At 42.6% G+C, this 13122-nt stretch carries 13 protein-coding genes; 9 read left to right on the top strand and 4 right to left on the bottom strand.

The window, feature by feature from the left end; all coding sequences use genetic code 11:
• Positions 1 to 226 precede the first annotated feature (226 nt).
• Positions 227 to 604 (top strand): YhjD family protein, encoded by a 378-nt coding sequence (locus CSV73_RS15840; protein ID WP_085132959.1) that lies wholly within the window; start codon positions 227 to 229, stop codon positions 602 to 604.
• On the opposite strand, the gene CSV73_RS15835 is transcribed toward CSV73_RS15840, so the two are convergent.
• The 3 genes from CSV73_RS15835 to CSV73_RS15825 all read right to left on the bottom strand — a co-directional run bounded on the left by CSV73_RS15835 (position 567) and on the right by CSV73_RS15825 (position 3223).
• Positions 567 to 1103: a competence protein ComK gene (locus CSV73_RS15835; RefSeq protein ID WP_085132960.1), complete on the bottom strand. Its 537-nt coding sequence runs from the start codon at positions 1101 to 1103 to the stop codon at positions 567 to 569. The genes CSV73_RS15840 and CSV73_RS15835 overlap by 38 nt on opposite strands.
• Positions 1104 to 1374: 271 nt before the next feature.
• Entirely contained in the window at positions 1375 to 2538 is a 1164-nt protein-coding gene (locus tag CSV73_RS15830) for a M20 metallopeptidase family protein (RefSeq protein ID WP_085132961.1), read from the bottom strand.
• A 175-nt stretch (positions 2539 to 2713) separates the two neighbouring features.
• Positions 2714 to 3223: an antibiotic biosynthesis monooxygenase family protein gene (locus CSV73_RS15825; RefSeq protein ID WP_085132962.1), complete on the bottom strand. Its 510-nt coding sequence runs from the start codon at positions 3221 to 3223 to the stop codon at positions 2714 to 2716.
• Between the two features lie 292 nt (positions 3224 to 3515).
• On the opposite strand from CSV73_RS15825, the gene hemE reads away from it, so the two are divergent.
• From hemE to hemY, 3 genes are read left to right on the top strand one after another with little or no spacing between them, the layout of a single operon-like run.
• Positions 3516 to 4559 (top strand): uroporphyrinogen decarboxylase, encoded by a 1044-nt coding sequence (gene hemE, locus CSV73_RS15820; protein ID WP_085132963.1) that lies wholly within the window; start codon positions 3516 to 3518, stop codon positions 4557 to 4559.
• A 24-nt stretch (positions 4560 to 4583) separates the two neighbouring features.
• Entirely contained in the window at positions 4584 to 5519 is a 936-nt protein-coding gene (gene hemH, locus CSV73_RS15815; RefSeq protein ID WP_085132964.1) for a ferrochelatase, read from the top strand.
• A 28-nt stretch (positions 5520 to 5547) separates the two neighbouring features.
• Entirely contained in the window at positions 5548 to 6963 is a 1416-nt protein-coding gene (gene hemY / locus CSV73_RS15810; RefSeq protein ID WP_085132965.1) for a protoporphyrinogen oxidase, read from the top strand.
• A gap of 184 nt (positions 6964 to 7147) precedes the next feature.
• On the opposite strand, the gene yhfH is transcribed toward hemY, so the two are convergent.
• Positions 7148 to 7273, bottom strand: coding sequence for a protein YhfH (gene yhfH / locus CSV73_RS15805; RefSeq protein WP_083035173.1), 126 nt, complete (start codon positions 7271 to 7273; stop codon positions 7148 to 7150).
• Positions 7274 to 7481: 208 nt separating this feature from the next.
• Here yhfH and lplA point away from each other — a divergent pair, with 208 nt between their 5' ends.
• From lplA to CSV73_RS15780, 5 genes are all read left to right on the top strand, one after another.
• Complete coding sequence (gene lplA, locus CSV73_RS15800; protein ID WP_099628048.1) at positions 7482 to 8474, top strand: lipoate--protein ligase; 993 nt, start codon at positions 7482 to 7484, stop codon at positions 8472 to 8474.
• A gap of 107 nt (positions 8475 to 8581) precedes the next feature.
• Complete coding sequence (locus CSV73_RS15795; RefSeq protein WP_085132967.1) at positions 8582 to 9283, top strand: response regulator transcription factor; 702 nt, start codon at positions 8582 to 8584, stop codon at positions 9281 to 9283.
• Positions 9280 to 10302, top strand: coding sequence for a sensor histidine kinase (locus CSV73_RS15790; RefSeq protein ID WP_099628047.1), 1023 nt, complete (start codon positions 9280 to 9282; stop codon positions 10300 to 10302). The genes CSV73_RS15795 and CSV73_RS15790 overlap by 4 nt, the downstream gene beginning before the upstream one ends.
• Complete coding sequence (locus CSV73_RS15785) at positions 10283 to 11062, top strand: ABC transporter ATP-binding protein (RefSeq protein ID WP_085132969.1); 780 nt, start codon at positions 10283 to 10285, stop codon at positions 11060 to 11062. Before CSV73_RS15790 ends, CSV73_RS15785 begins: the two co-directional genes overlap by 20 nt.
• Entirely contained in the window at positions 11034 to 12968 is a 1935-nt protein-coding gene (locus CSV73_RS15780) for an FtsX-like permease family protein (protein WP_099628046.1), read from the top strand. The genes CSV73_RS15785 and CSV73_RS15780 overlap by 29 nt, the downstream gene beginning before the upstream one ends.
• Positions 12969 to 13122 lie beyond the last annotated feature (154 nt).

Here is a 13122-nt window from a genome sequence, read left to right as displayed (position 1 = left end):
GCTCATCCAGTTTTTTATACAGGTTCGGCAAAACCCATTAAACGTACGGATTTGTATTACCTATCTTCATTATACTGGACGAGCTACCTTTCCGTCATGGCAGAGATTGCGAAGCAATCATATAGTTTTTTATGCAAAAAAAAGCCATACTAAGAGTACTTGCTTTTCTTCGCTAAAGGAATTATAATCAACTGAAGAACATACGTTCTATAAGGAGGCGATTTCAATGCCTTTGATCCCCGCAGAGGCAATGCCATATTTGGAGAACTACATTTATCTTCCTATGCTATTGACGATTATGGAACGTGACCGTCGATTGTTAGAGAAGGTACCGTTTAAATTGAAAAGTCCGTATCTTAATTTGCTGGACGAAACGATGAATACAGTTTCTGTTGATTTACAAACAACTTCTATGTACTTGCAAGAGCATAAAATGAAAGTGATACGCCATTCAACAGATGAACTATTTACGGAATATATATTTTTACATGATGGCTATCAAGATATACGTCGTTATTTGAATGTCCGTTTACGTAATCGATCGGAAGAGTTATTGAATTTGTATATTAGGAAATTGTCGTGTCAGAACTCTTCGGCTCCATGATCATATAATAAGAACTTCGCAATTCTTCCTGAGCATTTTCAAATCGTTGAAACAAAATATGTGATAGCGCCATTTGACGATAAACAGTAGCTATCGAAGTATCTAATTGCATCTGCGTGTCGTTTTTTAAAATAACGGTCACACCCTCTTCGTGTTGCACAGCGTCTTTTACTGCATGATAGGCTACCCATGAGTTTTTATGTAATGTAGGGGACAGTAAAGGAAAAAATAATAATGGTCGGTCATTTGAATGTGTCAGCATGATGGGTGGCTTCGGTCGATTTTTCAAATCCATTTTGGAGCTGTTAATGATGGCCTCAAAGTTGGAACGGTAATGTGCACAAGAATCCCTCATGATTTCAAGTGGTGTTTTCTCAACGATAAAAGTCCGGTCGCTTTCCACTACTTTTGTATAGTATGGATTCGCATGTTGCCCATGAAGTAATGCAAAAGTATGAAATGTAACGATGTAAGACGATAGATAATGTGGGTTAGCCATGTCGTTCCCTCCCGTTTAATAGGACCATATACGTATTAATTATAGTATAGAAAAAACTAAAATCAACTATAATATTATAAAAAGAGTAAATATTCTATTAACGTGGTGGATTTTATCGATTAGTGATGGATAGGTGGTGGCACGATGTTGTAGGTGGACGCGTTTGGGAGGAAACCGCGGTGAGCCAATTCACATAGTAGTCATAAAATGAATTAAAAAACTGAAGACATGCCTACTATCGAAGGCGTGATCTTCAGTGTATGACTAAAATTCAGTTCTGATACTCAATAGCCGCTGCACCTAATGTTTTAGCCGCAGCAATCATAGCCTTTTCATCAATGTCAAAACGTGGATGGTGGTGAGGGTATGCATCTATCGGCCGAGCGCCTGTGAAGAAGAAAGTGCCCGGAACTTTTTCAAGATAGTAGGCGAAGTCTTCCCCACCCATTTGAGGTTGCATTTCTTCTACACCTTTTAATTCTGGAATAGATTCAGCAACAGCTTTTAGATAGTTCGTTTCATTTTCATGATTGACCACTGCTGGATATCCGCGGAAGTATTCTACAGTGATCTCACAATCGTGCGCCAAGGCTGTGCCTTCTGCTATACGCTTTATTTCTTGTTCCATTAGGTTGCGTATGTCATTGGTGAACGTGCGAACGGTTCCGCTTAGAACAGCTTGATCCGCGATGACGTTGAAGGCGTTTTCTGCCACGAATGAACCGACTGATAGAACAGCTGACTCGATAGGATCTGTACGTCTTGAGACGACTTGTTGTAAGTTCATCACTAGCTGTGAACCGATGACGATCGCGTCTTTCGTTTGATGTGGAGAAGCGCCGTGTCCGCCAGCTCCTTGAATTGTAATGTGGAATCGGTCCGCTGCAGCCATGATCGGGCCTGAAGCGTAACAGATGACACCTGATTCGAATAATGACCATAAGTGCGTGCCGAAAATGACATCGACACCTTCTAAACAGCCGTCTTCAATCATCGCGATCGCACCGCCTGGAGCCAATTCTTCCGCATGTTGATGGATAAATACATATTCTCCAGAAAGCTCATCGCGCATTTCATTCATTGCTTTTGCTAATTGAAGGAGCGTAGCAGTATGGCCATCGTGTCCACAAGCATGCATAACGCCAGGAACAGTGGATGCATATGGTGTTTCTTTTTGATCTTGAATAGGTAATGCGTCAAAGTCTGCCCGCAAAGCAACTGTTTTTCCTGGCTTCGCGCCTTTGACTCTTGCGACGACACCATTGCCGCCTACTCCAGTACGTACTTCTATGCCAAGCTGTTTATAAAAGTCAGCGATATAGGCAGCGGTTTTCGTTTCTTTAAACGAAACTTCCGGGTTCATATGTAAATATCGGCGAATCTCTACCATATCGTCATAAGATTGTTCAAGTTTCTGGAATAATTGTTTTCTCATTATAAAACCCCTCTCGAATAGACAAATAAGTCAATCAGCTCATTCAGTATAGCAAGCAGCAAGCCACATCGCAAACTCATGTTTTGAAGTGTCGAGTAAATAAACTGAATGAATATAGTATAAAAATGATAAGTTAGATCACTTTCCAATAAAAAGAAGGTCTGACGTCGAAACGTCAAACCTCTTCAGTAGGGGTTTTATAATGAGTAGTGTATGGGGCGCTTGTGAAGATATGTTGTGTAGCACCACCCGCATCCTTGAATACCGTTTTATCGGATAACTGATTACCAGGGGAGTTATACCAAATCTCATACAACCGTCGATCTGTCCATTGCGTCAATAATGTATACGTATCAGAACCGATAGGGCGCAGTAAGCGGAATGCTACGAAACCTGGCATGTTTTGAAGATTTTCACCTAAGTGCTTGTACTGATGTTCGAAAATAGGTTTCCCTTCATCTGTCACCGCAACGTTATCCATTGCAAAGAATCCAGGCTCTGTCAGGTTACCGTAAGAACCTACTACTTCAAACTTCCTTGGTGTTTGAAATATGCTTTTGCCATTCGTCTCATGAAGCAACAGCGTATTACCGCCACCGTTCATTAAAAGTATTGATTCGTCAGCGTGCTGATCTTTGATTTTCTCCATAAAACCCAGCGTTCCAGTTGTCATATAAATATTCATAGAAAATTCCTCCTTTGGCTAGTAACGATCGTCAGTGCTACGTTTTATTGAAAGCACTATTTACAGTGTATGATTCTACATGTAGTAATTCCCTTAAATCACCCGAATCAAACACTTATTGCAAGCAAGTTAGGAATGATTGTCTAAAGCATGGCAGAAATAGGAGTTGTCTTAGCACAAAATTATGACAAAGGCGCAATTCACTATACATTAACTTGTCAACGGTTTATCATGAGAACGTATATGAGTCACGTGGAAGAAATTAAAAATATGGAAAGAGGTATCTCTGAATATGTCAACTTTTAATGATACATTATTACGTGCTGCGAGAGGCGAGGAAATTGAACACACACCCGTTTGGTTCATGCGTCAAGCGGGACGTTCACAGCCCGAATATCTTAAAATCAAAGAGAAATACTCCTTGGAAGAAATTACGCATCAGCCTGAACTATGTGCGTATGTAACAAAACTTCCAGTAGATCAATATGATGTAGATGCAGCCATTTTATATAAAGATATCGTTACACCACTTGTAGGGATCGGAGTAGATGTAAAGATTAAACCAGGCGTAGGCCCTGTTATCTCCAACCCGATTCGTTCTGCACAAGACATCGCTAACTTAGGGGAGTTTTCAGCAGAAGAGCAAGTTCCTTATGTTTTGGATACGATAAAAATGCTGACACAAGAGCAATTGAATGTTCCACTGATCGGTTTTGCAGGCGCACCGTTTACACTTGCGAGCTATATGATCGAAGGCGGTCCTTCAAAGAGCTATAACCTGACAAAATCCTTCATGGTATCTGAGCCACAAGCTTGGTTCGCATTGATGGATAAATTAGCTGATATGACGATTAGTTATATCCAAGCACAAGTTAACGCTGGCGTGAAAGCGGTGCAAATATTTGATTCATGGGTAGGCGCATTAAATGTTTCGGATTACCGAATCTTCATTAAACCTACTATGACTCGTATTTTCTCGGAACTACGTAAATTGAATGTTCCATTGATTACATTCGGAGTCGGCGCAAGTCACTTGGCGAATGAATGGCATGACCTACCAGTCGACGTGGTCGGACTGGATTGGCGCTTGTCTATAAAAGAAGCTGGTGAGCGCGGTATGACAAAACCAGTGCAAGGAAACTTGGATCCGTCCATGTTACTGGCAGACTGGTCAGTCATCGAAGAACGTGCAAAGCTTATTGTTGAACAAGGTGTAGAGCACGGTAGCCACATCTTCAACTTGGGCCATGGCGTATTCCCTCAAGTACAACCTGCAACATTGAAACGCTTAACAGCTTTCGTACATGAATATAGTAGAGAATTACGTTCGAAATAATAATCCAATTACGAGGTGAATATGATGACGAAAAAGAAAATGGGCTTACTCGTTATGGCGTACGGAACACCCAACTCCTATGACGATCTATTACCATACTACACGCACATCCGTAGAGGCCGTCCGCCGGCTCCGGAACAACTAGAAGATCTTCGCAATCGCTATGAAGCAATCGGAGGCATATCACCACTTGCGCGGATTACGGATGATCAAGCGGACGCACTAGGCGCACGTTTGAATGCTGTACAAAACGAAATGGAGTTTAAAGTATATGTAGGTCTGAAGCATATTGCGCCATTCGTGGAAGATGCCATACAAGAAATGCATGAAGATGGCATTACCGAAGCAGTATCGATTGTATTGGCGCCACATTTCTCTACGTTTTCTGTTAAATCGTACAACGGTCGCGCGAAAGAGGAAGCAGACAAGCACGGGATTACACTTACTTCCGTTGAAAGCTGGTACAAGCAACCGAAATTCATCGAGTACTGGGCGAACCAATTGCGTCAAACGTATGATGCGATGGACGAGACAGAACGTGAGAAATCATGCTTGATCGTGTCAGCTCACTCATTGCCAGAAAAGATTCTGGCTAATGGTGATCCATATGCTGATCAGTTGAAAGAAACAGCAGAAATGATTACAGAAGCAGCAGGCGTTAAAACATACGCACTCGGTTGGCAAAGTGAAGGGCAAACACCTGATCCTTGGTTGGGGCCGGACGTACAAGATCTAACACGTGAACTGTTTGAAACAAATGGATATACATCATTCGTTTACACACCAGTTGGTTTCGTATCGGATCACTTAGAAGTTCTATACGATAACGACTACGAGTGTAAAGTAGTATGTGACGAGATCGGCGCAGCGTACCACAGACCTGCCATGCCGAACACCGATCCTTTATTCATTGATGCAATGGCGGATGCGGTAATGGATCAATTACACGCAATAAAATGAACTCAAGTGGATCGGAGTGAAAAAGGACATGAGTGAACGAAAAAAAGTAGTCATAATCGGCGGCGGAATCACGGGTCTCGCTGCAGCGTACTATATGCAAAAAGATGCCCGTGAACAAGGACTTCCCATAGATATCATCATGATTGAAGCATCAACAAAACTAGGTGGAAAAATCCAAACAGTCCGTCGAGACGGCTATGTAATCGAACGCGGTCCCGACTCCTTTTTGATCCGTAAAAAAAGTGTAGACCAATTAGCGACTGACTTGGGGATAGAAAATCAACTTGTTCGAAACGCAACAGGGCAAGCGTATATTTTGTTGCATAATCAGATGCACAAAATCCCGGCAGGTGCTGTCATGGGTGTACCGACTGAAATCAAACCTTTCGTTACATCCGGTTTATTTAGTTTGAGTGGTAAAATACGCGCAGCCGGCGACTTTGTATTACCACGTTCTGAAGTAACTGGAGATCAGTCGCTCGGTAAGTTTTTCCGCCGTCGCTTTGGCACAGAAGTGGTAGAAAATCTCATCGAGCCATTATTGTCAGGCGTCTATGCCGGCGATATTGATCATATGAGCCTCGAGTCGACTTTTCCACAGTTTTATGAAGTGGAAAAAAATCATCGTAGCTTGATTTTGGGAATGAAGAAGACCACTCCTAAGCAACTACCGCAAAAGAATAGTCACAGTTCAAAGAAAATGGGCGCTTTCCATACATTTAGAAAAGGTCTAGATTCCTTGGTAGAAGCATTGGAAGAACAGCTGACGGATGTCAATGTTATGAAAGGTACGCGTGTCACCAACATCATGAAACAAGGCGACCGTGCTGTACTGGCATTGAATGATCAACAGCAAATCGTAGCGGATGCAGTGATCTTGTCAACGAGCCACACCGTAGCGAGCCGTTTGTTCGAACCGCATGGTCTGTTGAAAGAACTAGGAACGATTCCGATGACATCTGTCGCAACCGTAGCACTAGGTTACCCAAAAAGTGCGATGCAGAGCGATATTGATGGAACGGGTTTCTTAGTACCACGTAGCAGCAATCATTCCATTACAGCTTGTACGCTTGTCGACCGTAAATGGCCGACGACCACACCTGATGACAAAGTGATGGTGCGTGCATTCGTCGGACGCGTTGGGGAAGAAGCGATTGTCGATTTACCAGATGCTGAAATAGAAAAAATCGTTCGCAAAGACTTGGAAGAAATTCTCGAGCTTACAGGTGAACCGGATTTCTGTATCATCACACGCTGGAAAGAAGACCGACCGCAATACCGCGTTGGCCATAAAGAGAAAATTATACGTGCGCGAGAGGAAATGCAATCAGCGTTTCCGATGATCGAGCTTGCAGGTGCATCCTATAATGGAGTGGGTTTGCCTGACTGTATCGATCAAGGTGTCGCAGCAAAAGATCAAGTGCTAGCAAAGCTATTTACGTAATAGGATAAAATCCGTACAACAAATGTTGTACGGATTTTTTATGTTGTATAACAAGTAGATTTCAGTGGAAGGCGCAGTTCGTAAGGGGAATGGCGCAGTTTGGTTAGCATAATGCGCCAACTGTTTTATGATGTTTTACGCATAAAAAAAGCGAATATAGGAATATTCGCCGAATGAAAGTTTTTTATTTTACGTTGCAATGATTACATTGATTAGAGTAACACTCGTGCTGCTCTTCAATTTCAGTTCCACATGTCGCACAAACCTTCGCCGGCAAGTTCTTGAAAAATTCTACGATGCTTTCTACCATATTTTATCCATCCCCTTTTTGTTTGTTGTATAACTCTTTGGCATATACACATTGTATTATAACAGATGCCGGAAGTCAACATTTCATTTATCTTTCTGTTAAAATGGATTCAGGCCCTTTGTGACGCGCTTTCGAGCTGTTTTGTCGGCTTTAATTGTGAGAATTAACAGAAAATAAATGCGACAATTTTGTGAGGAGAGAAGAAACTATGAAATTTATCGATAATCAAGGCATCACAGACCCACGTATTAACTTGGCTATTGAAGAATATGTACTCAACACGATGGACGTAGACAAAGATTCGTATGTACTGTTCTACATCAATGAACCTTCTATCATTATCGGGAAAAACCAGAATACAGTAGAAGAAATCAATACGGAGTTTGTCGATCGTCAAGGCATTCACGTTGTACGTAGACTATCAGGTGGCGGTGCGGTCTATCATGATAAAGGAAACTTGAACTTCAGTTTCATCACGAAAGACGATGGGGAGTCGTTCCGTAACTTTAAGAAGTTCACGGAGCCAGTAACAGAAGCGCTTGCGAAAATGGGTGTCAAAGCGGAATTGCTTGGACGTAACGATATTTTGATCGATGGACGTAAAATTTCAGGAAACGCCCAATTTGCTACAAAGGACCGCATGTTTAGCCATGGGACGTTATTGTTTGATACAGATATGGAAGGTGTCGTGAATTCACTCAAAGTGAAGAAGGACAAAATTGAGTCAAAAGGGATCAAGTCGATTCGCAGTCGTGTCGCAAATATTTCAGAATTCTTGGAAGAGCCTATTTCAATTGAACAGTTTAGACAAGAAATTTTGAATTCGATGTTCGATGGCGAAGAAAATATTGAGTATCGCGTGTTGACGGATGAAGACTGGAAAAAAATTCATGAATTGTCTGCAGAGCGTTATGGCAACTGGGAGTGGAATTATGGGCGTTCACCGAAGTTCAACTTGCAACAGTCCAAACGTTTTCCTGTTGGCGGAATCGATGTCCGCTTGCAAGTAGAAAAAGGCAGTATAGAAAACGTCAATATCTATGGTGACTTTTTCGGTGTGGGCGAAGTCCAAGAAATCGAAAATCGTTTAATCGGTGTGAAATATGAGCGCAAGTCGATCACAGAAGCGCTTGAATCTATGGACGTGGAGAAAATCCTTGGTGGGATTAAGCTAGAAGAATTTGTAGATGTAATCTATTAAGGAACAGCGCATGTCTTGCGGGGCATGCGCTGTTTGTATATGAAGTTTCATTTATGTGTGCTGTAAAATACGCTATACTGAACATAAAGAGAAAGTGAGGGGTTACGGTGAAGCATCGAATATTTATTGTGGAAGATGATTTGAAAATTGCTCAATTGTTAGCGGGAACGCTTGAAAAATATCAATATGAAGTCGCGATCATACAGGACTTTGACCGAGTCGTGGAAGAATGCAACGCGTATAATCCACATCTAGTGCTTTTAGATATCAACTTGCCGATTTATGACGGCTACTATTGGTGTCGTCAGTTACGACAGCATACGATGTGTCCGATTATTTTTATTTCGGCGCGCTCAGGTGATATGGATCAAGTGTTTGCGCTCGAAAATGGAGGCGATGATTTCATAACGAAGCCGTTTCATTATGAAATTGTATTAGCAAAAATTAAAAGTCATTTGCGTCGATCGTTTGGCGAATATTCCCCGAATCAATCGGAGCGCTTGATCGTATCGGGCGATTTGACGTTGTATATAGAACGGATGACGTTACAAAAAGGCAATGAAGAAATTCCACTTCAGAAGAAAGAATGCGTCATTCTGGAATTGTTGATGGGCGAGTCTCCGAAAGTCGTATCACGTGAAAGGTTACTCGAAGAACTGTGGGATGATCAATCATTCGTTGATGAAAATACGCTTAACGTTAATATGGCTCGAGTGCGCAAGAAATTGACCGATTATGACGTGCAATCTTGGATTGAAACAGTGCGCGGTGCGGGGTATCGTTTCATGCCGGAATCGGAAGCCAAATGAAAGCATTCACACTGTTCGTTAAAGAGCATGTACCGTTCATGCTGTTTCAGGTCGGGCTGGTGTCGTTCATACTACTGTTGTTTTGGCTAGACGGTTTCCGCAATCCGAACACAGCCATCTATTCGGTCGCGATGAGTATTTTACTTACGGCGGGTTATTTGGGAGCTAAATTCATCATGCGGCGTACATATTATGCGAAGATTGTTGAAAAACCAAAGCAAATGGAAGATGCTTTGATACGGCATGTCATGACGGCCGAACATCGAATGACGATGGAATTTACGCGCGAATTGTATCGCTTGTATCAACGTGAAGTACAGACTTTATATGACACACAAAACCGTCATTTGCATTTCATGAATCAATGGGTGCATCAAATGAAAACACCCATTTCGGTCATTAATTTACTATTGCAAGAAGATACAGTGGACAAGAAGAGTATCGAGCAGGAAGTGGGACGCATCCAAAATGGATTGGATATCGTCCTTGTCAATGCACGGCTTGAAACGTTTGAAGAAGATATGCAAATTGAACGGCTATTGTTGAGACAAGTGTTGCAAGAAGTGCTGAATGAAAATAAACGACTATTCATTACGAACGGTCTGTTTCCTGTGCTGAATGTGGAGGAATACTTAACCGTCGCAACTGATCGAAAGTGGATCAAGTTTATGCTCAATCAATTCATTACGAATGCTGTAAAATATACCTTTGAAAAAGGTAAGAAAATACATGTGAATGCAGTCCAGTTACAAGAAGGTCTGTGTCTTGAAATTGTGGATGAAGGAATCGGCATACCGGCATCGGACTTACACCGGGTAACGAAAGCTTTCTTCACGGGAGAAAACGGCAGATTGTCTGGAGAATCGACGGGCATGGGATTGTACATCGCATCCGAAGTTTGTGAGAAACTGGGTCATCAACTGACGATTTCCTCGAAACAAGGAGAAGGCACGACAATCGCATTATTATTTAAAGACGGAGAGGCGGGTGAACAATCAGATGACGCAACCGGTCGTTAAGATGGAAGATGTCACGAAGATCTACGAAGGAAAAGTAATACATCGTGCATTGAATCAATTGGACTTCGATGTGCAAGAAGGGGAGTTCGTTGCGATCATGGGGCCATCGGGGAGTGGTAAGACAACATTGTTAAACTTATTGATGGCCACCGATATTCCGACGTATGGCAAGATTGTCATCGGAGGCGTGGAACCTGAAAAGCTCAGTCAAAACGATATTGCTTTATTCCGTAGACGACAAATTGGTTTTGTCTTTCAAGAAATCAATTTACTGCAAATGCTGACGGTGGAAGAAAATCTTGTATTACCGTTAACTCTTGATGGATTGCCCGTTGCAGAGATGAAGAAACGTGTACAAGATATGGCGCAAAAGTTGAATTTGGAAGATATTTTGGAGCGGCGACCAGATGAACTATCGGGTGGACAAGCACAACGAACTGCGATAGGACGAGCGCTCATCCATCAACCGAGCATTGTGTTAGCGGACGAGCCGACAGGAAATCTTGATTCGAAATCCGCGAAAGATGTGCTTGAATTACTTGAACATATTAATCAGCATGAAAAGACGTCGATTATTATGGTGACGCATGACCCGATTGCTGCGAGTTATTGTGACCGCGTTCTGTTTATTAAAGATGGAGAATTTTTCAATGAAATTTATAAAGATGAACGCCGGCAAACATTTTTCCAGCGTATCTTGAATGTGTTGTCATTACTTGGAGGTAACGTGAATGACTTTTCGACAGTTCGCTTACCGTAATGTCGTTCGTAACCGCCGGGTCTATGCGGCATTCTTCATGGCGAGTGTATTTTCCGTTATGGTATTTTTCCTCTATTCGATGTTGCTATTCCATCCATCGATTGAAAATACGTTTCTAAAAGAGATTTCAACACTCGGTATGGGAATAGCGGAAATCATTCTATTCATCTTCACGCTGTTTTTCCTATTTTATTCAATGCGTGCATTTTTGCAGGCGCGATCGAAAGAGTTCGGTGTGTTGTTGCTTCTCGGAATGGCCAAACGCCAGTTGCATCGACTCATTTTCATCGAGACGATGTTGCTTGGCTTCGCCTCAATTATAAGCGGAATTTTCCTTGGCTTCATGTTTTCAAAGTTTTTCTTCATGATCGTCAAAGCGATCGTGCAAATACCGGTATTACCGCTTTATTTGTCCTGGAAACCATTTGTGTTGACGATGGGTGCATTCCTTAGTTTATTCGCCATCATTTCCTATATCGCACCTGTATTCATTCAGCAAGGACAAGTCTCGGATTTATTACATGGGGATATGGCCGTACAATCGGTGTATTCGTACTCGAAAAGCCGTGGGATCTTCGGAGTCGTGCTATTGTTGCTCGCCTACGCTATGGCAGCGTTCGTATCACGTTCGAGCATCCTCAGTCTGTTCTTCTTGCTACCGCCACTCATCACATTCGGGACGTATTACTTTTTCACCGATACGTTACCGCTCGTATTGCATGCATTGCGACGGCAAAAGAACATCTTCTGGCGCGACTTTTGGTTGATCTCGATTTCGGAAAGCATTGTACGTTTAAAAGAAAATGCGCGGATGTTCTTCATCGTGACGATCGTTTCGACTATCGCGTTCATGTCAGTCGGTATTCTGGCATCGTTAACGTCATTCGCTTCGCAATATCGTGAAGTAAATCCACTTGGGCTTATCTATAAAAGCTTGCCGCATAATGAATTCGAGTATCCACATATCGCGCAACTGACCAATGAGCTCGATCAAGCAGGCCTTGATTACTGGGCTGTACGATTTCGTGTGCTGGAACAGCAATCTTCTTATACTAAGAATAAAGTCAATATCGTCAAGCTGTCTGATCTGAATGAACTGGCTGTAAGCTTCGGGGAAAAGCCGCTTTCATTACATAGAGGACATGCGTTGTTTTTACCCGCAACAGCCGCCGCGGCCAATCAATTGTCGACGGAATCAGTCAACACTGAACTGGCTGATAGTGGTGTCTCACTCGAGATTGAAGGCGTGTATCCGTATAAATTGTTTCCACCAAACGCGCTTGGACTCAATACGATTGTCGTGAATCATTTGGATTTCGATCGCATTGAAGAACAAGCAAATGTCGATGCATTGGCGTTTAATTATTATGCATTTAACGTAAGGGATTGGCAGGAGACGCGGGAAATTGGTCTGACTATCCATGCTCAAGTGTTGGCGGGGCTCATGCTCGAACACCGTGACCCGGTGCGCTACGAGTTTGAGAATCCGGGGTTGAATTATTCGCATATCCGTATGACGTTTTCGTTGCTGTTGTTTATTGGCTTATTACTCGCAGGCGTATTTTTCCTTGCGTCCGGCAGTTTCATTTACTTCCGGTTGTATACGTCGCTTAGTCATGATCGACGGCAGTATGCGGTGTTGCAGCGGATTGGGATGACGGACAGAGAGTTTACGAAGATTGTTAACCGGCAATTAATTCCGCAGTTTTTCTTCCCGTGGGGTGTATCGTTCATCCATAGTGTGTTTGCGTTTATGTCGTTGCAGGTGATTTGGGATGCGTTGGCTGAGATTTCTATTGTTAAGGAGCTAGCGCTTGTGCTGGCGGGCTTTGCGCTGATGCAGATTTTCTATTTCTATTTGATCCGCTGGCGTTATATTTCACATATTAAGGCACCTACTTCTTAGGGAGGGGTGTCTTTTTTGACTGGTACAAATTCAAGTACAAGTATGAGTGGAAGGAGTGAGTGGGTGGGGATTGAACTTATTTAATTTCAAGTTCAAGAGCAAGTGCTTTGGAGTGGTGAGTGAGTTTGTGAGTGTGAGGGGATGGAAGCTCCAG

This window comes from Sporosarcina sp. P1 (genome assembly GCF_002743155.1).
Classification (GTDB): domain Bacteria; phylum Bacillota; class Bacilli; order Bacillales_A; family Planococcaceae; genus Sporosarcina; species Sporosarcina ureae_B.
Note: the sequence above shows the minus strand (reverse complement) of the source record. Positions and strands in the feature narration are given on the sequence as shown.

Coding starts and splice junctions, on each gene's coding strand:
- CSV73_RS15840 (WP_085132959.1), top strand. CDS start 227: ATGCCTTTGATCCCCGCAGAGGCAATGCCATATTTGGAGAACTACATT.
- CSV73_RS15835 (WP_085132960.1), bottom strand. CDS start 1,103: ATGGCTAACCCACATTATCTATCGTCTTACATCGTTACATTTCATACT.
- CSV73_RS15830 (WP_085132961.1), bottom strand. CDS start 2,538: ATGAGAAAACAATTATTCCAGAAACTTGAACAATCTTATGACGATATG.
- CSV73_RS15825 (WP_085132962.1), bottom strand. CDS start 3,223: ATGAATATTTATATGACAACTGGAACGCTGGGTTTTATGGAGAAAATC.
- hemE (WP_085132963.1), top strand. CDS start 3,516: ATGTCAACTTTTAATGATACATTATTACGTGCTGCGAGAGGCGAGGAA.
- hemH (WP_085132964.1), top strand. CDS start 4,584: ATGACGAAAAAGAAAATGGGCTTACTCGTTATGGCGTACGGAACACCC.
- hemY (WP_085132965.1), top strand. CDS start 5,548: ATGAGTGAACGAAAAAAAGTAGTCATAATCGGCGGCGGAATCACGGGT.
- yhfH (WP_083035173.1), bottom strand. CDS start 7,273: ATGGTAGAAAGCATCGTAGAATTTTTCAAGAACTTGCCGGCGAAGGTT.
- lplA (WP_099628048.1), top strand. CDS start 7,482: ATGAAATTTATCGATAATCAAGGCATCACAGACCCACGTATTAACTTG.
- CSV73_RS15790 (WP_099628047.1), top strand. CDS start 9,280: ATGAAAGCATTCACACTGTTCGTTAAAGAGCATGTACCGTTCATGCTG.
- CSV73_RS15785 (WP_085132969.1), top strand. CDS start 10,283: ATGACGCAACCGGTCGTTAAGATGGAAGATGTCACGAAGATCTACGAA.
- CSV73_RS15780 (WP_099628046.1), top strand. CDS start 11,034: ATGACTTTTCGACAGTTCGCTTACCGTAATGTCGTTCGTAACCGCCGG.